Source organism: Photobacterium sp. 270122K (genome assembly GCF_059941365.1).
This window is the reverse complement of record NZ_JBPOEN010000004.1, coordinates 365251-384262: the sequence shown is the minus strand read 5'-3', so window position 1 is coordinate 384262 and position 19012 is coordinate 365251. Positions and strand designations below refer to the sequence as shown.

At 50.3% G+C, this 19012-nt stretch carries 20 protein-coding genes, 1 riboswitch and 1 other annotated feature; of the genes, 6 read left to right on the top strand and 14 right to left on the bottom strand.

Annotated features, from left to right (window positions below):
- Positions 1 to 10 precede the first annotated feature (10 nt).
- The gene (rnd, locus tag ACSF8W_RS10165) at positions 11 to 1132 is read left to right on the top strand and encodes a ribonuclease D (RefSeq protein ID WP_500847215.1); all 1122 of its coding nucleotides are present in this window, start codon (positions 11 to 13) and stop codon (positions 1130 to 1132) included.
- A gap of 80 nt (positions 1133 to 1212) precedes the next feature.
- Here rnd and minE read toward each other — a convergent pair whose 3' ends face one another.
- Genes minE through minC form a run of 3 tightly spaced genes read right to left on the bottom strand, consistent with a single transcriptional unit; the run spans position 1213 to position 3003 of the window.
- Positions 1213 to 1476 carry a cell division topological specificity factor MinE gene (gene minE / locus ACSF8W_RS10160; RefSeq protein WP_500847214.1) on the bottom strand — a complete coding sequence of 88 codons (264 nt, stop codon included), beginning with the start codon at positions 1474 to 1476 and terminating at the stop codon, positions 1213 to 1215.
- A 6-nt stretch (positions 1477 to 1482) separates the two neighbouring features.
- Complete coding sequence (minD, locus tag ACSF8W_RS10155) at positions 1483 to 2295, bottom strand: septum site-determining protein MinD (protein WP_500847213.1); 813 nt, start codon at positions 2293 to 2295, stop codon at positions 1483 to 1485.
- Between the two features lie 21 nt (positions 2296 to 2316).
- On the bottom strand, positions 2317 to 3003 hold the full coding sequence (gene minC, locus ACSF8W_RS10150; RefSeq protein WP_500847212.1) for a septum site-determining protein MinC: 687 nt from the start codon (positions 3001 to 3003) through the stop codon (positions 2317 to 2319).
- Positions 3004 to 3227: 224 nt separating this feature from the next.
- On the opposite strand from minC, the gene ACSF8W_RS10145 reads away from it, so the two are divergent.
- Positions 3228 to 3512, top strand: coding sequence for a YcgL domain-containing protein (locus ACSF8W_RS10145; protein WP_500847211.1), 285 nt, complete (start codon positions 3228 to 3230; stop codon positions 3510 to 3512).
- A 3-nt stretch (positions 3513 to 3515) separates the two neighbouring features.
- Complete coding sequence (locus ACSF8W_RS10140) at positions 3516 to 4487, top strand: lytic murein transglycosylase (protein ID WP_500847210.1); 972 nt, start codon at positions 3516 to 3518, stop codon at positions 4485 to 4487.
- A 322-nt stretch (positions 4488 to 4809) separates the two neighbouring features.
- Here the strand turns inward: ACSF8W_RS10140 and ACSF8W_RS10135 are convergent, their stop codons facing one another.
- Positions 4810 to 5208, bottom strand: coding sequence for an H-NS family histone-like protein (locus tag ACSF8W_RS10135; protein WP_500847209.1), 399 nt, complete (start codon positions 5206 to 5208; stop codon positions 4810 to 4812).
- Positions 5209 to 5578: 370 nt separating this feature from the next.
- Positions 5579 to 5764, top strand: a riboswitch (Lysine riboswitch).
- Between the two features lie 97 nt (positions 5765 to 5861).
- On the opposite strand from ACSF8W_RS10135, the gene ACSF8W_RS10130 reads away from it, so the two are divergent.
- Both ACSF8W_RS10130 and ACSF8W_RS10125 read left to right on the top strand, forming a co-directional pair.
- Positions 5862 to 7439, top strand: a complete 1578-nt coding sequence (locus tag ACSF8W_RS10130) for a Na+/H+ antiporter NhaC family protein (protein WP_500847208.1) — start codon at positions 5862 to 5864, stop codon at positions 7437 to 7439.
- A gap of 177 nt (positions 7440 to 7616) precedes the next feature.
- Entirely contained in the window at positions 7617 to 8195 is a 579-nt protein-coding gene (locus ACSF8W_RS10125) for a thymidine kinase (protein ID WP_500847207.1), read from the top strand.
- A gap of 113 nt (positions 8196 to 8308) precedes the next feature.
- Here the strand turns inward: ACSF8W_RS10125 and hisIE are convergent, their stop codons facing one another.
- The 10 genes from hisIE to ACSF8W_RS10075 form a co-directional block, all read right to left on the bottom strand.
- Positions 8309 to 8932: a bifunctional phosphoribosyl-AMP cyclohydrolase/phosphoribosyl-ATP diphosphatase HisIE gene (hisIE, locus tag ACSF8W_RS10120; RefSeq protein ID WP_500847206.1), complete on the bottom strand. Its 624-nt coding sequence runs from the start codon at positions 8930 to 8932 to the stop codon at positions 8309 to 8311.
- Positions 8929 to 9702: an imidazole glycerol phosphate synthase subunit HisF gene (hisF, locus tag ACSF8W_RS10115; RefSeq protein WP_500847205.1), complete on the bottom strand. Its 774-nt coding sequence runs from the start codon at positions 9700 to 9702 to the stop codon at positions 8929 to 8931. Before hisF ends, hisIE begins: the two co-directional genes overlap by 4 nt.
- A gap of 10 nt (positions 9703 to 9712) precedes the next feature.
- Entirely contained in the window at positions 9713 to 10447 is a 735-nt protein-coding gene (hisA, locus tag ACSF8W_RS10110; protein WP_500847204.1) for a 1-(5-phosphoribosyl)-5-[(5-phosphoribosylamino)methylideneamino]imidazole-4-carboxamide isomerase, read from the bottom strand.
- A 12-nt stretch (positions 10448 to 10459) separates the two neighbouring features.
- Positions 10460 to 11083 carry an imidazole glycerol phosphate synthase subunit HisH gene (gene hisH, locus ACSF8W_RS10105; protein WP_500847203.1) on the bottom strand — a complete coding sequence of 208 codons (624 nt, stop codon included), beginning with the start codon at positions 11081 to 11083 and terminating at the stop codon, positions 10460 to 10462.
- Positions 11083 to 12153, bottom strand: a complete 1071-nt coding sequence (gene hisB / locus ACSF8W_RS10100) for a bifunctional histidinol-phosphatase/imidazoleglycerol-phosphate dehydratase HisB (protein ID WP_500847202.1) — start codon at positions 12151 to 12153, stop codon at positions 11083 to 11085. Before hisB ends, hisH begins: the two co-directional genes overlap by 1 nt.
- A gap of 24 nt (positions 12154 to 12177) precedes the next feature.
- Complete coding sequence (gene hisC, locus ACSF8W_RS10095) at positions 12178 to 13218, bottom strand: histidinol-phosphate transaminase (protein ID WP_500847305.1); 1041 nt, start codon at positions 13216 to 13218, stop codon at positions 12178 to 12180.
- An 11-nt stretch (positions 13219 to 13229) separates the two neighbouring features.
- The gene (gene hisD / locus ACSF8W_RS10090) at positions 13230 to 14522 is read right to left on the bottom strand and encodes a histidinol dehydrogenase (RefSeq protein ID WP_500847201.1); all 1293 of its coding nucleotides are present in this window, start codon (positions 14520 to 14522) and stop codon (positions 13230 to 13232) included.
- A 3-nt stretch (positions 14523 to 14525) separates the two neighbouring features.
- Positions 14526 to 15422 carry an ATP phosphoribosyltransferase gene (gene hisG / locus ACSF8W_RS10085; protein ID WP_428477310.1) on the bottom strand — a complete coding sequence of 299 codons (897 nt, stop codon included), beginning with the start codon at positions 15420 to 15422 and terminating at the stop codon, positions 14526 to 14528.
- 64 nt (positions 15423 to 15486) lie between these two features.
- Positions 15487 to 15624: a sequence feature (His leader region), on the bottom strand.
- A 450-nt stretch (positions 15625 to 16074) separates the two neighbouring features.
- Complete coding sequence (locus ACSF8W_RS10080; protein ID WP_500847200.1) at positions 16075 to 16587, bottom strand: YchJ family protein; 513 nt, start codon at positions 16585 to 16587, stop codon at positions 16075 to 16077.
- A gap of 3 nt (positions 16588 to 16590) precedes the next feature.
- Positions 16591 to 17817, bottom strand: a complete 1227-nt coding sequence (locus ACSF8W_RS10075; RefSeq protein WP_500847199.1) for an EAL and HDOD domain-containing protein — start codon at positions 17815 to 17817, stop codon at positions 16591 to 16593.
- Between the two features lie 210 nt (positions 17818 to 18027).
- Here ACSF8W_RS10075 and ACSF8W_RS10070 point away from each other — a divergent pair, with 210 nt between their 5' ends.
- Positions 18028 to 18990, top strand: a complete 963-nt coding sequence (locus tag ACSF8W_RS10070) for a sulfite exporter TauE/SafE family protein (RefSeq protein ID WP_500847198.1) — start codon at positions 18028 to 18030, stop codon at positions 18988 to 18990.
- Positions 18991 to 19012 lie beyond the last annotated feature (22 nt).

The window sequence follows — 19012 nt, the reverse complement described above, 5'->3', positions numbered from 1 at the left end:
GTAGGATATTGTGAATTTTGAAATTATAACCACCACCGCGCGCTTAGAAACGATCTGCTTGGCAGCCCGTCGTCAGCCCGCTGTGATGCTGGACACTGAATTTGTTCGTACCCGTACTCTTTATCCAAAGCTGGGCCTAATCCAGTTGTTTGATGGAGAAGCGCTGGCACTGATTGACCCGATTGCGATTGACGATTTAGAACCGCTGTGGGACTTGCTGCGTGATCAATCCGTGATCAAAGTGCTGCACGCGTGCGGCGAAGATTTAGAAGTGTTTCAGCACTATGCCGGTTGTTTGCCAGTACCCATGATTGATACACAGGTGATGGCGGCCTTCTTGGGTTACGGTGTCTCTGCGGGCTTTGGTACGCTGGTGAATGACTTCTTGGGTGTTGAGCTGGATAAAGGCGAGGCACGCACCAACTGGATGGCACGTCCTCTGACGGATCGCCAGCTCGATTACGCTGCTGCTGACGTGTTCTACCTTCTGCCGTTGTACCAAAAGCTGCTGCCTTTGGTGGAAGCGAAAGGTTGGAAAGAGGCCCTTGAGCAAGAGTGTGCCAATTTGATGCTCAAGCGCATGAAGACGGTTGATCCTGACAAAGCGTACCGTGATATCAAAAATGCGTGGCAATTGACGCCGAAGCAACTGGCGATTTTACAGCAGGCGGCCAAGTGGCGTGTGCTGGAGGCCCGTAAGCGCGATTTGGCGTTGAACTTTGTGGTGAAAGAGCTGAATTTGTGGAAATTGGCGCGTTATGGGATTAAGTCAAGAGCGGTCATGACCAAAGAAGGCTTTGAGAACATGGAAATTCAACGTCACGGTAACCGTTTATTGAAAATGGTGTACGACGTGGATGACTTGTCGCCAGAGCAATACCCAGAAAAAATCGTTCGTTTGGACGATGTGGCTGGGTACAAGCAGATGGTGAAAAGCATCAAAGACGTGGTGGCTGCAGTCGAAGCACAAACCGGGTTGATGCCTGAGTTTTTGGCCTCAAAAAAGCAAGTGAACGAGTTGATTTCTTGGGCGTGGAAAAAACAGCGTCCGCAAGATAACTTGCCAGAGATGCTGAAAACATGGCGTAAGCCATTGTTTGAACAAAAAGTGCTGCCGTTACTGGATCGCTAAGCGTTGATGCCAATTGTTATAGGCATACGGTGATAACAATAAAAAAGCCCTGCTCACGTGAGCAGGGCTTTTTTTATACGTTATTTTTCTTCGTCAGGCAGGGTGACGTTGAGCTCAAGAACAGAGAGATCTTCTTCTTTTTGATCAAGGTTTACCGTGACTTGATCGGGGCTAATGGCCACATACTTGCGGATCACTTCCAAGATATCTTCTTTCAACTGAGGAAGATAGCTCGGGGCTCCCTGACCGGCAGATCGGCGTTCAGCAACAATGATCTGAAGGCGCTCTTTGGCAACACTGGCTGTCGTTGTTTTCTTGGGGCGGAAGAATTCTAACAGTGCCATAATGCATTACCCTCCGAATAGACGTTTAAGGAAACCTTTCTTCTCTTCTTCAAGGAAGCGGAACGGACGTTCTTCACCCAGTAAGCGAGCAACGGTATCTTCATACGCCAAACCCGCATCCGATCCTTTATCAAAGATAACAGGTTCGCCTTTGTTCGAGGCGTTCAGTACCGCTTGGCTTTCTGGGATCACGCCAAGCAGTGGAATGTGAAGGATCTCTTCAACATCGGTCACGCTCAACATTTCACCGAGCGTAACACGTGCTGGGTTGTAACGTGTCAGAAGCAGGTGTGTTTTGACCGGCTCAGCGGCTGTTTCAGCTCGGCGAGATTTCGAATCAAGAATGCCCAAAATACGGTCTGAATCACGAACTGACGAGACTTCAGGGTTCGTCGTTACGATGGCTTCATCGGCAAAGTACAAGGCCATTAGGGCGCCGGTTTCGATGCCTGCTGGTGAGTCACAGATGATGAAATCAAAGCCCATCTCTGCTAAGTCATTCAGTACTTTTTCCACGCCTTCTTTGCTTAGCGCTTCTTTATCACGGGTTTGAGAGGCAGGCAGTACAAAAAGGTTTTCGACACGCTTGTCTTTGATCATCGCTTGGTTAAGGTTCGCTTCCCCATTGATCACATTGACAAAATCGTAGACTACGCGACGCTCGCATCCCATGATCAAATCGAGGTTACGTAAGCCAATATCAAAATCAATCACGGCTGTTTTTTTGCCGCACAGTGCAAGGCCTGATGCAATTGCTGCACTAGAGGTAGTTTTACCAACGCCCCCCTTACCTGAGGTTACCACGATAATACGTGCCATTTTTTAATTCCTTATTAAACGTTATAGAGTCAACGGCTCTATGTTCAAATTATTTTCAGCAAGTGAGATAACCACATTCTTACCCCAGAACGCTTCTTGAATTTTATCGCTCAGCCAGTAGTTTCCTGCAATCGAGACTAGTTCTGCCTGCAGGTTGTGGCAAAAAATCTTCGCTTCGCCATTGCCGTTTGCCCCTGCAATAGCACGGCCACGTAGCGTGCCATAAATATGGATACAGCCATCAGCAATAATTTCTGCCCCTGCACTGACGTGATTAATCACCACAAGGTCACAATTTTTTGCATATATTTGCTGGCCAGAACGTACCGGATTGCGGATGATTCGCGTGGGCTCCATCATCGCTTCCTGCACCGGCTCCATCATCGGCTCTGACGCTTTGGCCTGACGAGCTGCATTCATGATGGCAAAGCCCGCTTCTTTGGCTTGCTGTTGGCGTTGTTTTGCTTTGCATCCACTGATCCCAACGGGGATCATACCCGCTTCACTGACGCTGCGCTTAAGTTGTTCAAAATCGATATTATCACTGACTTGGCTAATATCGATAACAACTGGCGCGGCAGCGAAGAAATGGGGAGCGTGATCAACTTTCTGTCTGAGAAAGTCAGCCGCTTGAGGGATGTCACCGTCCACGAGGTGGAGGGCTGAGAGGGTATAAGAGCCTCCCTTGAGTTCTGCTGATTTTGTCATGGGCATTGACTGACTGTCGCTAAAATAGCCGTTCAGGTACGTTATCTCTTGGGTACTTGCATGTTATATTCCAAAGCGTATATCAGCAAGCTATCCTTGCTTTAGCGTTGGAAATTCAGACAAGCGTCTCATGAGTTTGGCGCATCAAGCAGCACATGAGGGAATGTTCCCGTCTGTTTGTGGTCTGAATTGAGAGTTAATAAGTATTTATAGGTTATAGAAACATGTTGTGCGCCATTTATAAAAGTCCAAAAAAAGAAGGCACGTATCTTTATATCAACAAAAAAGATGATTTTTCTGCGGTGCCAGAAGCCTTGATGAATACCTTCGGGGCCCCCCAGCTTGTGATGGTGCTGAAGTTGCAAGACGGGCGTAAATTAGCACAGGCAGATGTGGAAAAAGTAAAAGTGGCATTGGCCGACACCGGTTTTTATTTGCAGGTGCCGCCACCCGTGACCAATTTACTGGAACAGTACAAGGCAGAGAAAGCAGCAAAAAACCAAGGGTAAATTATGCATAAGCGATTGGTATCGGCCTTAGTGGCCTTAGGATTAGGATTGTCATCAGCGGTATCTGCTGCAGATGAAGGATTTGACAGTTATGTCGAAGGGCTAAAAGTAGAAGCCCGTGAAAATGGAATTTCAGAGTCGATTATCAACTCTGCTTTTGATGGCATTACATTTACAGAGCGCGCTGTAAAGGCAGATAAAAATCAGCCAGAGAAAAAATTAACGCTGGATGAGTATATTCCCCGAGCGGTGCCCGATTGGAAAGTTAAGCAAGCCAATGAACGCTACCAAAAACACAAAGTCGTGTTGGAAAAAATTGGCCAGCAATACGGTGTGCAGCCACGTTTTATTGTGGCGTTATGGGGTGTAGAAAGTAACTTTGGTCGTTTAATGGGCAATTACAATGTGGTGGAAGCGTTGTCGACCATGGCCTATGAAGGACGCCGAGAAGCTTTTTTCCGCAAGCAAGTGATGGCGGCGTTAGATATATTAGAGGCGGGTCATATTGCCCCTAAAGATATGAAGGGCTCTTGGGCGGGCGCAATGGGGCAGCCGCAATTTATGCCAACGTCATTTTTATCGTATGCGGTTGATGGAAATAATGACGGCAAGATCGATATCTGGCAGACCGATGCGGATGTGTTTGCCTCTGCAGCGAACTACTTAAAACAAGCCAATTGGGACAGTGATTATACTTGGGGGCGCCAAGTGACATTGCCTGATTCTCTCGATAAGAGCGTGTTTGGGGTGAAAAAAGAGCAGGCGCGTGCATTAAGCGAGTGGCAGAAGCTGGGTGTGAGACGATTAAATGGGCGTGATTTGCCTGATGTTGATATTAATGCCTGGCTTATTCAACCGGATGATAATCATGGTAGAGCGTATTTGGTCTATGGTAACTACCAGTCATTGTTGGATTGGAACCGTTCGCATTATTTTGCGTTGGCAGTAAGCCATTTGGCTGACAAGATCCGCTAACGGATAAATGTGTCGGCATTATGCGTGATCATAAAACCAGACCTTTGTGTCTGGTTTTTTGTGCTTGATATGTTTATCAGTGGAATGCCTGTGTTTTATTGTTCTGAGTGCCGTTTAGCAAAAAGAGATAATTCGATAGCGCTTATTGCTATTTGGTATGTTTATCATAGAGGCAATCGATAATTGGGCAGGGGCGCTTAATGGGATAGCGTGAATAAATAGAGCGAAAAATTGTGATGTTTATCCCAATATTTATCTTTATGATAGATAAAGAAAACCCGGCATAAAGCCGGGTTTTTGCAGTCAAAAAGTGAAATCGAAATTAGATTTCAAACTCTTCTAGTGCTTTGCCATCATCCAGTGCTTTTTTCAATGCGCTTGGAGTACGACCTTGGCCAGTCCATGTTTTCTCTTCACCGTTTTCGTCGATGAACTTATATTTAGCTGGACGCTGTGCACGCTTCGCTTTAGGTGCTTTGTGTAGTGTTGCCGCAAGCAGTTCTTCTGGATCAATACCATCAGCAAGTAGCATTTCACGGTATTGTGCTAGTTTCTCTGTACGTTCTTTTTCTTTAGCAATCTCTTCTGCTTCAGATTCTTCACGCTCAGAAACCACAGTTTGTAGTTTTTCTAGAGCTTCTTGAAGCTGCTCTAGTGAATATTCACGAGACAGTGCGCGAAGGCTACGAAGGTTCAAAAGTGCTTTCATTGCATCAGACATTTTTTATTTCCTGTTGTTCTAAAACTATAAAATAATAATAGCAGTGACAATTCAATATTTGCAATATTAATACGTTTAGTTGGCAGATGCCAAATAAAAAATCACCTTCTTATTTATTTTTTTTTGCTAATTCGCGGGCGCAATTCTCATTTGTAATGTTTTTTTATCGCTCATACTCTGAAATAAACGAATATTGGAAGGGCTGGGAACCCGTACTTTTGCGATCAATTGCATAGTGTTTTTGTCAACAAAAGGCTGCATAACGTGCCTTTTTGCATCCGTCTGGTAACAGGATGCGCTGGTGCTGTTAAGCACTGCGTCTTAAGTTGTTGCAATTAATATTTCTGTCCGTAGAATTGACTATTCCTTGACTAAGGGTAGAGGTTGCATTGTCGAAGAGTAACAAGCCGTAGGGTGATTCCGATGAGGGTTTGTGAAAGGCGCCGATGCCGAAGTAAGTGCTGGTTTATCACACCGCCTTGCTGGGGTTGTCACCAAATAGGGGCAACACTGCCATAGTATATATTGACATTAACTATGGAGCGCTACTGTGGAGTCGGATCAGGGTAACTTCTTTTCCTCACACTCAACTGGCATGGTTTTCACCATGTTCAGCAGTAGATCTCCAACCAGGAACGGTTGTAGTAGAGATCATGAACATTGTAGATTATTCACATTCCGCAGTATCATTGCTTCCCCCCCTTGTGGCGCTCGGACTCGCCATTTTAACGCGTCACGTCTTATTTTCCCTCGGTGTAGGTGTACTGCTTGGTGCCTTCTTATTGACCTTTAACCACCCTGATACGGATATGCTTGATTATGTCAGCACGACCGTCAAAGGGTTGTTTATTGAAGCCGGCAGTATCAATAGCTCGAAGATGAGTATTGTTGCCTTCTTGATTTTACTGGGAATGACAACGGCATTATTGACCTTATCAGGCGGCACAAGAGCCTTTGCTGAGTGGGCGCAAACTAAGATAAAGACCAAGCGTGGTGCAAAATTGCTGGCCGCTTTCTTGGGTGTCTTTATTTTCATTGATGATTACTTTAACAGTTTGGCCGTGGGCTCGATTTCCCGTCCCGTGACCGATCGCTATTACGTGTCACGGGCAAAACTGGCGTACATCCTTGATTCAACCGCAGCACCGATGTGTGTACTGATGCCAGCATCAAGCTGGGGCGCATACATTATTACCGTGATCAGTGGCATTTTGGTGTCACACGGCGTGACCGAATACACCCCTTTAGGCGCGTTTTTATTGCTTGCGCCAATGAATTTCTACGCGGTCTTCGCCTTATTGTTGGTCTTTGTGGTGGCATGGTTCCAATTGGATGTCGGCCCAATGAAGCGTCACGAGATTGAAGCCAGCCATTGCCGTGGTTTTGATGAAGGTGACAGCGATAAGCGTGCGAAAGACATCAATGATGAGCTGGAAATCAACGAAAGCCTGAATGGCCGCGTGTTGGATTTGGTGTTGCCGATCGTGATTTTGATTGCCGCAACGATGTTCTTCATGCTGTATACCGGTAACCAATCACTGGCGGCCGATGGCAAACCGTTTGACTTGTTGGGTGCGTTTGAAAATACCGATGTGGGCATGTCTTTGGTGTTGGGTAGCTTGGCCGGCTTGCTGTCTGCCATGGTGTCGGTATTGCGCCAGCGCCTGCCGATGTCTGATGTCGGCTTTACCCTGTGGATCGGGGCGAAATCCATGTTCGGTGCCATTTTGATCCTATTGTTTGCGTGGAGCATCGGTAATGTGATCAATGACATGGGCACCGGTAGCTACCTGTCGACGTTGGTGGAAGGCAATATCAACCCAATGTTACTTCCGGCTATTTTATTCTTGCTGGCAGGGGCGATGGCGTTCTCCACCGGTACCTCTTGGGGCACCTTTGGCATCATGCTACCGATTGCCGGTGATTTGGCTGGCGCGACGGATATCACCTTGATCCTACCGATGCTGGCGGCGGTGCTGGCGGGCTCGGTGTTTGGTGACCACTGTTCACCGATTTCGGATACCACCATTTTGTCGTCAACTGGGGCGCGTTGTCACCATATGGATCACGTTTCAACGCAGTTGCCGTATGCCTTTGCTATGGCGGCTGTATCGACCGTTGGCTTTCTGGCGTTAGGCTTTACGGATTCGTTGGCGGTCGGCTTTATCGCGGCCAGCGTGGCCTTCTTGTTAGTGTGTTCTGGGCTGGCGTGGCTGTCTCGCCGTCCGTAACCGTATCTAACGGCAATACCTTGAAAGCCTGCCTTCTGAGCAGGCTTTCTTTTTTCTGTCGCAAGCTGAGACTTTCTTCGGGAGATATGCGCGAGGTTCTTTCAATCTGAGGGGCTTTTCTGTAGCATCGCGGCAGTTTTTTCCAAGCATCCATCGTATTACTACAAGGGAAACGACATGGCCCAGATGTATTTCTATTACTCAGCAATGAATGCGGGTAAATCGACCACCCTGTTGCAGTCTTCATTTAATTACCGCGAGCGAGGGATGAATCCGGTTATCTTTACGGCAGCGATTGATGATCGTTACGGTAAAGGGATCGTGAGTTCCCGTATCGGCCTGCAAGAAGAAGCCGAGTTGTTTAACGTGGAAGACGATCTGTATCAGCGTTTGTCGCAAATGCATGCGGAGAATAAAATTGATTGTGTACTGATCGATGAGAGCCAATTTCTAACGAAACCGCAGGTGTATCAGTTGACCGAAGTGGTCGATAAACTGCATATCCCGGTATTGTGCTACGGTCTACGCAGTGATTTCCGTGGTGAGTTGTTTGATGGCAGCCGTTATTTGCTCGCGTGGGCCGATAAATTGGTAGAGCTGAAAACCATTTGTCATTGCGGCCGTAAAGCCAACATGGTGATCCGTCAGGATGAAAGCGGTAAAGCCATTGCTGATGGCGATCAGGTGGAAATCGGTGGTAATGACCGTTATGTGTCTGTGTGCCGTAAGCACTACAAAGAAGCGTTAGACGACTGAACAAACTGAATCAAAAGCTATACGCTGCTGCGATATAACATTAAAAATGAAAAGCCCGCGATCCTGAACGCGGGCTTTTTATTGGGCGTTGATACGCAAGCCAATATGTCGCGTTATTTATGACGCTCTTGCAGTTTTGCCGTCACGTCTGACAGTGACAGGCCTTGATCTTGCAATAGCACCAAGAGGTGGTAGATTAAATCGGCCGATTCACACACTAACTCCGCCTTGTCGCCCGACGTTGCCGCAAGCGCGACTTCAACGCCTTCTTCGCCCACTTTTTGCGAAATACGCTTGGTGCCACGGGCATAGAGGCTGGCGGTGTAAGAGGACTCAGGATCGCTGCCTTTACGGGCTGCCAACACTTGTTCCAATTGATGAAGGAATACGATTGACGGTTGGTTGACGGCATCGCCATCAAAGCCGGTATCGAAGCAGGAGGTCGTGCCAAGGTGGCAGGTGGGGCCAATCGGATTCACCTGTACCAAAAGGGTGTCGTTATCACAATCGAGCGCAATGTTTTTAAGCGCTAACACGTTGCCGGAGGTTTCCCCTTTGGTCCACAGGCGTTGCTTAGTGCGCGAGAAGAACGTGACTTGCTCCGTTTCCAGCGTTTTCGCCAGTGCGTCCTGATTCATGTAACCGAGCATCAGCACTTGGCCACTGGTGTGATCTTGCACCACGGCAGGGACTAATCCGCCCACTTTTTCCCAATCGATATTTGTTTGTAGGCTCATAGTCGGATCTCCACCTGTTGTTGCTTCAAGTACTGTTTTAAGTCGCCAATATTGATGATCTGCTTGTGGAAGACGGACGCCGCCAGTGCGCCGTCCACATTGGCGTGTTTGAACGCATCGGCAAAGTGCACCATTTCTCCGGCACCGCCTGAAGCGATCAGCGGCACGCGGCACACATTGCGTACCATGTTAAGTTGATCGAGATCGTAGCCGTTACGCACGCCGTCTTGGTTCATCATATTCAACACGATTTCACCGGCGCCGCGGCGTTGCACTTCCTGCACCCAATCACAGGTTTCCCATTGGGTGGCTTTGGTGCGGCTTTCATCGCCCGTGAACTGGTAGACCTGGTATTTTCCGGTGTCTGCATCAAAGTACGAATCAATGCCGACCACGATACATTGCACGCCGAATTTGTCCGCCAACTCGGTGATGAGGGCAGGGTTGGCTAACGCCGGTGAGTTGATGGAGACTTTATCGGCGCCAAATTGCAAAATGCGGGCGGCATCGTCAGCAGACTTAATACCCCCGGCGACACAGAACGGAATGTCGATCACTTCGGCCACACGGGCGACCCAGCTTTTGTCGACGACGCGGCCATCACTGGACGCGGTGATGTCATAGAACACCAACTCGTCCGCGCCTTCTTCGGCATAGCGTTTGGCGAGCGGGACAATGTCACCGATGATTTCGTGGTTGCGAAATTGCACGCCTTTGACGACTTGGCCGTCGCGCACATCAAGGCAAGGAATAATGCGTCTTGCTAACATAATGGACTCCTTATTCTGCCCAGATACGGAAAGCATCTTCCGCGGTGAATTTGCCGTCGAGCAGAGCGCGACCGACAATCACACCTTGTACGCCCGTGCCTTTCAGCGCGGCGATGTCATCCAGCGAGCCAATGCCGCCAGAGGACTGAAATGCCACCTGTGGGTATTGCGCACACAAGTCACGGTACAGGTCGACATTGGAGCCCGCTAAGGTGCCGTCACGGGAAATGTCGGTACACAACACGTGTTTCAGACCCACGGTGAGGAAGTCATCCAATAGCGCTTCAATGGACACACCGGAATCTTCCTGCCAGCCGGAAATGGCGACCTTGCGGTTACCTTGGTCATCAATGTTGACGTCCAGCGCCAGCACGATGTGTTCAGGGCCGTATTTTTCCATCCAGCCTTTGACTAGCGCGGGCTGTTTCACCGCAGTGGAGCCAATCACCACACGCTGTGCGCCGGCATCGAGCAAGTCTTTCACATCTTGTTCGCTGCGTACGCCGCCGCCAATTTGGATCTTGGCCGGGGTGCTGGCCAGAATCGTGGCGATCAGATCGAGCTGACGCGCCGAGGTGTCTTTGGCGCCGGTGAGATCCACCAAGTGCAGCCAGTTCGCGCCCGCTTGATGGTACAACGCAAATTGCTCGGCTGGCATGACGGGGTATTCGGTCACTTGGCCGTAGTCACCTTGATAGAGACGGACAACTTGACCGTCAATTAAATCGAGTGCAGGGATAATCATCGACATTCCTTATCACATCTCTAAAAAGTTTTTGATCAGTTGGGCGCCCGCTTTACTGGAACGCTCCGGGTGAAACTGCACGCCATAGTAATTGCCGCTTTGCAGTGCGGCAGTAAATGGCTGGCCGTATTCACACTGGGCGATGGTGTTTCCTTCACGCACGGGCATGGCATAACTGTGTACAAAGTAGAAGTAAGTGTCTGCCGGAATACCGTTAAACAGCGGGTGGCCGTCTTGCGGTGTGATGGTGTTCCAGCCCATGTGCGGCAGGGGCAAATCGCCCGGCTGCATTTTTTCGACAGGCGCATCACACAGGCCGAGACAATCCACGGTGTCTTCACCGGCTGAACCGTGTTCTTGCGACAGACGGCACAGCAACTGCATCCCAAGGCAAATACCGAGCAGGGGCTTATCGACTTGTTTGACTAACTCGATCAGCTCACGTTCCTGCAGGTTTTTCATCGCTTCGCTGGCAGTGCCGACACCGGGCAAAAACAGTTTATCGGCTGCCAGCACGACATCTGGCGCCTTGCTGACGGTGACCGTGTAGCCAAGGCGTTCAATGGCAAAGCGCACAGAAGCAACATTGGCACAACCGGTATCAATAATGACGACGTTTTGTGTAGTTGAGGCCATTACAACACTCCTTTGCTGCTCGGTAGTTCATTGCCCTCGACTTTGATCGCTTGGCGCAGGGTGCGGCCAAAGGCTTTGAATAAGCTTTCGACAATGTGGTGGTCGTTATGGCCCGTCGAAGACAGGTGCAGGGTGCAAGCCAAGGTATCGGTTAACGAGCGGAAGAAGTGGGGCACCATTTCGGTCGACAGATCGCCCACTTGGTCGCGGCTGAAGGTTGCGTCGAATTTCAGGTACGGACGTCCCGACAAATCCAAGGCACATTGCGCTAGGCATTCGTCCATTGGCAGACTAAAGCCGAAACGGCCAATGCCCCGTTTGTCGCCCAAGGCTTGCTTCAAGGCTTCGCCTAAAGCGAGCGCGGTATCTTCCACGCTGTGGTGATCGTCAATGTGCAGATCGCCGTCGACTTTACAGATCATGCGGAACCCGCCGTGGGTCGCGATTTGATCCAACATGTGATCAAAGAAGCCGAGGCCGGTGGTAATCTCGTTGCCGCCGCTTTCGTCCAGGTTCACTTTCACCGTGATATCGGTTTCTTTGGTGGTGCGTACCACTTCGGCGATGCGTGGCTGAGTGGTGAGATCCTTGACGATCTGCTGCCAGCCCATGCGCTCTGGGTGGTATTGAATACCGCGGATCGCCATGTTCTCGGCCAGTTGCAGATCCGTTTGGCGATCGCCGATCACGGCAGAGGTTTCAAAGTCAACGCGACCTTGTTGCAGGTAGTCTTTCACCATGCCGAGCTTTGGCTTACGGCAGCTGCAGTTGTCGGCGTCAAAGTGTGGGCAGATCAACACATCGTCAAAGCGAACACCTTGCGAGGTGAAGATGTCCATCATCATGTTATGCGGGGCATCGAAATCTGCTTGCGGGTAGCTGTCAGTGCCCAGTCCATCTTGGTTGGTCACCATGACCAGCTTGTAACCGGCCGCTTGGAGCTGAAGCAGCGCGGGGATCACAAAGGGTTCAAGCGCCAATTTGTCTAAACGGTCCACTTGAAAATCAACCGGGGGTTCAACAATCAATGTGCCGTCACGGTCGATAAATAAAATCTTTTCCTTGCTCACAATGGCTTTCCTTATTGTGCGCGATTACGCGAGTTGTTGACGAATGAAGGCGAGGGTTTTTTCGCACTCATCACGGCTACCGACACTGATGCGGATGCAGCCTTCGATTGGGCTACGGCGTAAAATGATGCCGTTTTCCCACAGGGCGTTAAACAGGCCTTCGCTGTCAGGAAATTTCACTAACAGGTAGTTGCCGTAACCGTCAAAGACCTCGACCCCCGGTAACATGCCCAACCCGGCTTGCAGGTAAGCGCGGTTGGCACTGAGATCGAGCACTTGGAATTTGGTGCGGGCCAAACCAGCAGGCGATAGGGCTTCAACGGCAATGTCCGCCACCGGTACCGGTACCGGATACGGCGCGATCACTTTCAGCAGCAACTCGATGACAATCGGGTGGGCAAGGGTGAAGCCGCAACGCAGGCCAGCGAGCGCAAAAGCTTTAGACAGCGTACGCAGGATCACCAAGTTCGGGTATTGATTGAGTAAGTCCACCACTGAGGCGTCCATGCAAAAATCAATGTAGGCTTCATCCACCACCACTAAGGCACGGTCGGCTGTCAGGGTTAACAGCGCTTCAATGTCCGCACGGTTGAGCAGATTGCCGGTCGGGTTATTCGGGCTGCAGACAAACACCAGCTTCACGTCATCGAGGTGGGCGGCAATGGCGTCTAAATCTAATTGCCAGTCCGCCGTTAACGGCACTTGCTTGGCGGCCACATCAAACGTTTGTGCACTGATCGCGTACATGCCATACGTTGGCGGACAGTACAGAATGGCGTCTTTATTGGGCTCACAGAATGCGCGCACTAACAGTTCAATCCCTTCATCGGCACCGCGAGAGGTCAGTACGTAGTCGCGGTCAATACCGGCATAACTGGCGTAGGCGCCAATCAGGGTATCCGGTTGACACGTGCTGTAGCGGTTGAGACGGTCACTTTTGATGGTGTATTCATTCACGAACGGGGATTCGTTCGCATTGAGCCAAATGTCCCCACAACCACCCAAGCGGCGGGCAGACATGTACGGGGTCATTTCTCTGACCGTTTTACGGGCCAATGCTTCAATATTCTGGCTCATTACAGCTCCTTTAACTTCTCAACTCGGAGGGTGACGGCACGTTTGTGGGCATCAAGCCCTTCGGCATCGGCAATGGCTTCAACCACTGGCGCAATCGCCAGTAAGCCATCACAACTTAATTCTTGTACGGTCATGCGCTTGGAGAAATCCGCCAAGCCCAGACTCGAATAGGTACGGGTATACCCGTAGGTTGGCAGTACGTGGTTGGTCCCAGAGGCATAATCCCCCACGGACTCGGGTGACCACTTGCCAAGGAAAATCGATCCTGCGTTATCCAATTCAGGCAGCAGCGCACGCGGGTTGTCCGTTTGGACGATCAGGTGCTCGGGGCCGTAACGGTTAGAAATCGCAACACATTCTGCAATGGAGTCCGCCACAATCAAAATGCTGGCGCCCAGTGCCTGACGAGCAATGTCGGCGCGGCTGAGTTGCAGCAATTGGCTGTGAATGGCATCGGCGACACGGTCTGCCAACGCAGGATCCGGCGTCACCAACACAACCTGAGAATCCGGGCCGTGTTCGGCTTGGCTCAGTAAATCGGCGGCGATGAAATCGGGATCCGCACTGCTGTCGGCAATCACTAATACTTCGGAAGGGCCTGCTGGCATATCAATAGCGGCGCCACGGAAGTCATTGCTGATCTGGCGTTTGGCTTCGGTCACGTAGGCATTGCCCGGACCAAAGATTTTGTCCACTTTCGTGATGCTTTCGGTGCCATACGCCATGGCCGCGACCGCTTGGGCGCCGCCCAGTTGGTAGACCTCTTCAATGCCACACAGTTGGGCGACATAGAGAATTTCATCGGCAATTGGTGGTGGCGAACACAGAATAGCACGTGCACAGCCTGCAATTTTCGCGGGTACACCCAGCATCAATACCGTTGACGGCAACGGTGCACTGCCACCGGGAATGTATAGCCCGACCGCATTGATAGGGCGGGTGACTTGCTCACAGACCACGCCCGGTTGGGTTTCCACACGAATGGCTGCCGGACGTTGCGCCTCATGGAAAGTGCTGATGTTGTTGTAAGCCGCTTGAAGGGCTTGCTTCATGGTGTCCGTTAAACGACCAGACGCAGCCACAATGGCCTCTTCCGACACGCGCAGGTTATCGAGTGCCACGTTGTCGAATTTTGCCGTGAGCGCTTTCAGTGCCGCATCGCCGTCGGTTTGTACTTGGGCGATGACCGATGACACCGCCGCGGTAATGTTTGCGCCTTCTGTGATCGCAGGGCGTTCTAACACGCTGTTTTGCTGTGTTTCGCTCAGTGATTGCCAGACAACAGTTTTCATCGCTTACTCCATCATTTTTTCAATTGGCAGCACAAGGATGGAGCTGGCACCCAACTCTTTGAGTTGCTCCATGGTTTCCCAGAACAGATTTTCAGAGCTGACTAAATGGATAGCGACACGGTTTTTGTCTTGAGACAGTGGCAGTACCGTTGGATCTTCGGCACCCGGCAGCAAATCTTTGATTTGCTCAAGGCGGTCTGTCGGGGCATGCAGCATGATGTACTTGGATTCTTTGGCTTGGATCACCCCTTGCATACGGGTCAGCAGGCGATTGATCAAGGCTTGCTTGTCGTAGCAGAAGTCACCGGTACGTTGGATCAGCACCGCTTTCGAGCGCAAGATCACTTCCGCTTCTTTCAGGCCATTGGCTTCTAGCGTAGCGCCGGTAGAAACAAGATCACAAATGGCATCGGCCAGACCGGCACGGGGAGCGACTTCAACCGAGCCGTTCAGCATACAGGTACTGAATTGTACGCCTTGCTCATCCATATAACGTTTCACTAATTGTGGATACGTGGTGGCAATGCGCTGGCCTTGCAGATCTTGTGGGCCGTTGTACGTCGCGCCCTTGTTGATGGCAATCGAGAGGCGGCAGCCGCCGAAATCGAGGCGACGCAGTTTTTCATAGTTGGCCGGCTCACCACGGGCGATACGCTCAAGGGCGACTTCTTCCAGCTCGTTTTCGCCGATCACGCCCAAATCCACCACGCCATCCATGATCAAGCCGGGAATATCGTCATCACGGACCAGCAGTAAATCAATCGGCATGTTTTCAGCGTGAACGACGAGGCGTTCCCCGACCATGTTGAACTTCACGCCACAGCGCTTTAGTAGCTCTTGGCACTCTTTGCTCAAGCGTCCCTTTTTTTGAATGGCAATACGTAGTCGTTGTGTTTGCATAATTCTGATCCCTGTCATCCCTGTGAACGGAAAATGGTGTAGCGAAAAATGGTGGCGCGTAAAAACGGAAAAACCCTCGGAAAATGTCTCTCCCGAGGGTCTTGAATGCTGAGTGCTTATCTGACCGCTGGAAGAGTGATGGGTGTCTTCCAGAGTGAGGCGTATCCTCCCGAAAGACTAATCAGGATGATGATGGTGATGTAGGTTTACCATGTCGATACGCATAATTATGTACTCTGTCTAAATCTTTATTAACGCTGTGCTTGATATTCACACTAACCAAGCTACGGGTTTTTTGCAACAGGTATTTTAAGGAAATATTAAATTTCATTGTGCGTGTGTTGTTGGACTGTACCTATTGTGGGTATCTCTCTGCATTACCACCGATTTTTGCTTTCATTTACCATGTAAAAACAACAGAAACAGGCTGTCTGTTAACGACTTTTTGCAGTGGCATTATGCGGGCTTTTTCTGGGCAAGCGATTAGAGGGAAATTGTCAGTATGTCGCGATTGCCCCGACGTTTGTGCTGTTGCTGCGCAGGCGATGGATGTGTCAGGGGAAAGGGATATGTGTCAGGTGAAAGGGGGAAATGTATCTGCTCCACACGCCAGCGGCCTGTGGAGCAAGAGACAATTCGATGACGGGCGTCGTTAGCCGCAACACTTCTTGTATTTTTTACCGCTGCCGCATACACACGGGTCGTTACGGCCAATTTTGTCGCTCACAGCTGGCGTCAGTACTTCGGGGGCTTCCGGCTCTGGGTATTCACCGTCAAGGTAGAACCATTGCGCTTCGCCGTTAACGTCTTCTTGCAAAAAGCGAGAACGCTCATGCAGGCAGTATTCTTCTTTACCGTCACGGTAGAAGGCTTGAAACTCAACAAACCCTTCGCCATTGTCTGCGATTTCGCTATTGATCACGTCAAGGCCAAGCCACTTGGTATTCACGGATTCTGCGATGGCATCGCGGTGTTGTTCGGCTTCGCAGCTGGCGTGATACGTCTGAACGACAAAGTCCACCAAGCCCAATACGTGAGCACTGTAGCGTGCGCGCATCAGTTGCTCAGGGTGTGTTGCAAGGGCTGGGTTTTGGTGGATCGGTTGGCAGCATTCTGCCAGTGGGCGTTTGTTTCCGCACGGGCACGACAAATGACGTTGGGTCATGGTTTACTCGGTAGTGTGTTGTTCATGATGAGTGGCCCATTTTAATGACTCTAGATACTGTTCTGCAACGACAGATTCAGGGACATGCAAAATCTGACTGAGTTGGCGAATGCGCGGCCAATCGGCATTGTCGTAGGCGATTGCCAATTGCAGCAACAACCCCAGCTCACCGTGTTGGGCGATCAATGCATGGCGGATGGCTTTATTCAGTGCCAATTGATCAATGATCACATCAATGGGCTGATCCAGCATGGATTCCAGCAACGAAAACAAACCGGTAAGAAATGCTTGGTTCGCTCTGACTTTTGGCGTGATGTGCTGACTGAGGTATTCGCAGAAACGGGCGCGTTGCAGTGACAGCAAATAGAGCGACAGGGGTTTATCTTCGGTCGCTTGTGAGGTGGCAACAAAGGTGACAAAGCGGCGTAACTGGGTTTCCCCCATAAACGCTAGGGCTTGTTTAAACGATGACATCGGCTTGGCTCGCGGCGCGGTCATGTTGTTGACGTGGCGCAACAGCTTGTAAGACAGTGACACATCGTTCGTGATGAGCTGTTCGATGTGGCTGAGATCCAGCTCAGGTTGGCTGATGGCCTGATATAAACGCAATATGGTCAGGGCGGAAGGTGACAAGGTTTTTTGTCGCAGTAATTCTGGACGACTGAAAAAGTAGCCTTGAAACCAGTCAAATCCGGCATCTCGGGCGGCCATAAACTCGGCATGGCTTTCGACTTTTTCAGCTAAAAAGCGCAAAGGGCTGCCTTTTTTACGATGCTGACGAATGAAAAAACCAGCACGGCTGATGGGGATAGCGCGAATATCAAACTTAATGATGTGGATATACGGCAAAAAGCGATTCCACGGCGGTGACGGAATGAAATCATCCAGCGCCAACGTGTAACCGATATGATGCAGTTCCATTACCGCATCAAGCAAGGCATCATCCGGTTCACACGATTCGAGAATTTCAATGATGAAGCTTTCTTTAGCAAACATCAGCGGCGTGCGCTTGATCAGGCTGCTATAGGGGAAATTGATAAAGGCTTTTTTACCGGCAGCAACATGCAACGAGCTTCCGCCAAGGAAGTTATCGGTCAGTAGGCGGTGGGTAGCGTGTTCGGCTTCGACACCGGGGAAAGCATTATTCGGGCCATCACGAAACAGCAATTCGTAGCCAATGGTTTCTTTTTTGCGGTTGAGAATGGGTTGTCTGGCAAGGTATGAATGCATAAAAGAGGCAAAACTCGCGATCGGTAATATTGTTGAAATGGCCGTATATTTGCCAGTGGCCCGCCAAAATCGGTATGATACCCATGCTTCTTACTGTCATTGCGGGTCAATACGGATGCTGATTCAGCCGTATCGCTCTGACGTGACGCATAGAATAAGCCTTAATCTTAATAGATAATTCCTTTCCTTTCGCAAAATAATGTGTAACTCATGACAGTATTCACAGTCATACAAGCGGGATTGCTTGTAGGTGGATGCGTTTTTATGGTCATGCTGCTAATGGCATGGCGTAAAAATCGTAAGCAGGAAGCACAAACTAAGATCCTACCCATTGGCCTTATCGGCGGGGTGGCCAATTTCTGTGATACCTTAGGTATCGGCAGCTTTGCTATTAAAACCGCAGGTTATAAACAATTTAAACTGGTTGATGACCAGCTTTTGCCGGGCACGTTAAATTGCCAAGCGGTGATGGCGACGGTGTTTCAATCGCTGATCTTTTTGACTGCGGTGGATGTGGATCCGACAACCCTTGTTAGCATGGTGATTGCGGCGTGCTTAGGGGCAACCTTTGGCGCTCGTTTGGTCTCAAGCTGGGACAGACAGTTGATCCGTATCGTCATGTGTGGCGCGTTACTGGCGATTGCAGGCATGATGTTGGCGGGGCAGCTCAAGTTGTTACCGCTGGGTGGCATGGCCTTGGGGCTGACAGGCTGGAAGTTGGCGATTGCGATTGCCGGTAACTTCTTGTTCGGCGCCTTGATGACAGTGGGCATTGGCTTGTATGCACCGTGTATGACCATGGTGTATCTACTCGGTATGCATCCTTTGGCGGCGTTCCCAATCATGATGTGCTCGTGCGCATTTTTGAGTTTCTTCTCCGCCGGTGGCTTTATTGTCCGCAATCGTATTAACAGCCGTGCCGCCTTAGTGGTGGCAATTACCGGTCCGATTGGGGTCGTGATTGCCGCATACTTGGTGAAATCGCTGGATATGCACGTGTTGGCGTGGCTGGTGATTGGGGTGGTGTTGTACACGTCGTTGACGATGTACCGTTCTTGGCGTCAAGAGCGCCCACACGCTTTAGCTGCGAAAGAGCCGGCGAAAGAGATGGTGAAAGACGCAGAGAAAGGTACGGAAGTATCGTCACCGATCTTGTCGGGTTCCGAATCATAATAGGCTGGTCATAATGGACCGG

What these genes read in the sequence shown, in the direction of transcription:
- minE (WP_500847214.1), bottom strand. Translation starts at nt 1,476, where the DNA reads ATGGCACTGTTAGAATTCTTCCGCCCCAAGAAAACAACGACAGCCAGT.
- minD (WP_500847213.1), bottom strand. Translation starts at nt 2,295, where the DNA reads ATGGCACGTATTATCGTGGTAACCTCAGGTAAGGGGGGCGTTGGTAAA.
- minC (WP_500847212.1), bottom strand. Translation starts at nt 3,003, where the DNA reads ATGACAAAATCAGCAGAACTCAAGGGAGGCTCTTATACCCTCTCAGCC.
- ACSF8W_RS10145 (WP_500847211.1), top strand. Translation starts at nt 3,228, where the DNA reads ATGTTGTGCGCCATTTATAAAAGTCCAAAAAAAGAAGGCACGTATCTT.
- ACSF8W_RS10140 (WP_500847210.1), top strand. Translation starts at nt 3,516, where the DNA reads ATGCATAAGCGATTGGTATCGGCCTTAGTGGCCTTAGGATTAGGATTG.
- ACSF8W_RS10135 (WP_500847209.1), bottom strand. Translation starts at nt 5,208, where the DNA reads ATGTCTGATGCAATGAAAGCACTTTTGAACCTTCGTAGCCTTCGCGCA.
- ACSF8W_RS10130 (WP_500847208.1), top strand. Translation starts at nt 5,862, where the DNA reads ATGAACATTGTAGATTATTCACATTCCGCAGTATCATTGCTTCCCCCC.
- ACSF8W_RS10125 (WP_500847207.1), top strand. Translation starts at nt 7,617, where the DNA reads ATGGCCCAGATGTATTTCTATTACTCAGCAATGAATGCGGGTAAATCG.
- hisIE (WP_500847206.1), bottom strand. Translation starts at nt 8,932, where the DNA reads ATGAGCCTACAAACAAATATCGATTGGGAAAAAGTGGGCGGATTAGTC.
- hisF (WP_500847205.1), bottom strand. Translation starts at nt 9,702, where the DNA reads ATGTTAGCAAGACGCATTATTCCTTGCCTTGATGTGCGCGACGGCCAA.
- hisA (WP_500847204.1), bottom strand. Translation starts at nt 10,447, where the DNA reads ATGATTATCCCTGCACTCGATTTAATTGACGGTCAAGTTGTCCGTCTC.
- hisH (WP_500847203.1), bottom strand. Translation starts at nt 11,083, where the DNA reads ATGGCCTCAACTACACAAAACGTCGTCATTATTGATACCGGTTGTGCC.
- hisD (WP_500847201.1), bottom strand. Translation starts at nt 14,522, where the DNA reads ATGAAAACTGTTGTCTGGCAATCACTGAGCGAAACACAGCAAAACAGC.
- hisG (WP_428477310.1), bottom strand. Translation starts at nt 15,422, where the DNA reads ATGCAAACACAACGACTACGTATTGCCATTCAAAAAAAGGGACGCTTG.
- ACSF8W_RS10080 (WP_500847200.1), bottom strand. Translation starts at nt 16,587, where the DNA reads ATGACCCAACGTCATTTGTCGTGCCCGTGCGGAAACAAACGCCCACTG.
- ACSF8W_RS10075 (WP_500847199.1), bottom strand. Translation starts at nt 17,817, where the DNA reads ATGCATTCATACCTTGCCAGACAACCCATTCTCAACCGCAAAAAAGAA.
- ACSF8W_RS10070 (WP_500847198.1), top strand. Translation starts at nt 18,028, where the DNA reads ATGACAGTATTCACAGTCATACAAGCGGGATTGCTTGTAGGTGGATGC.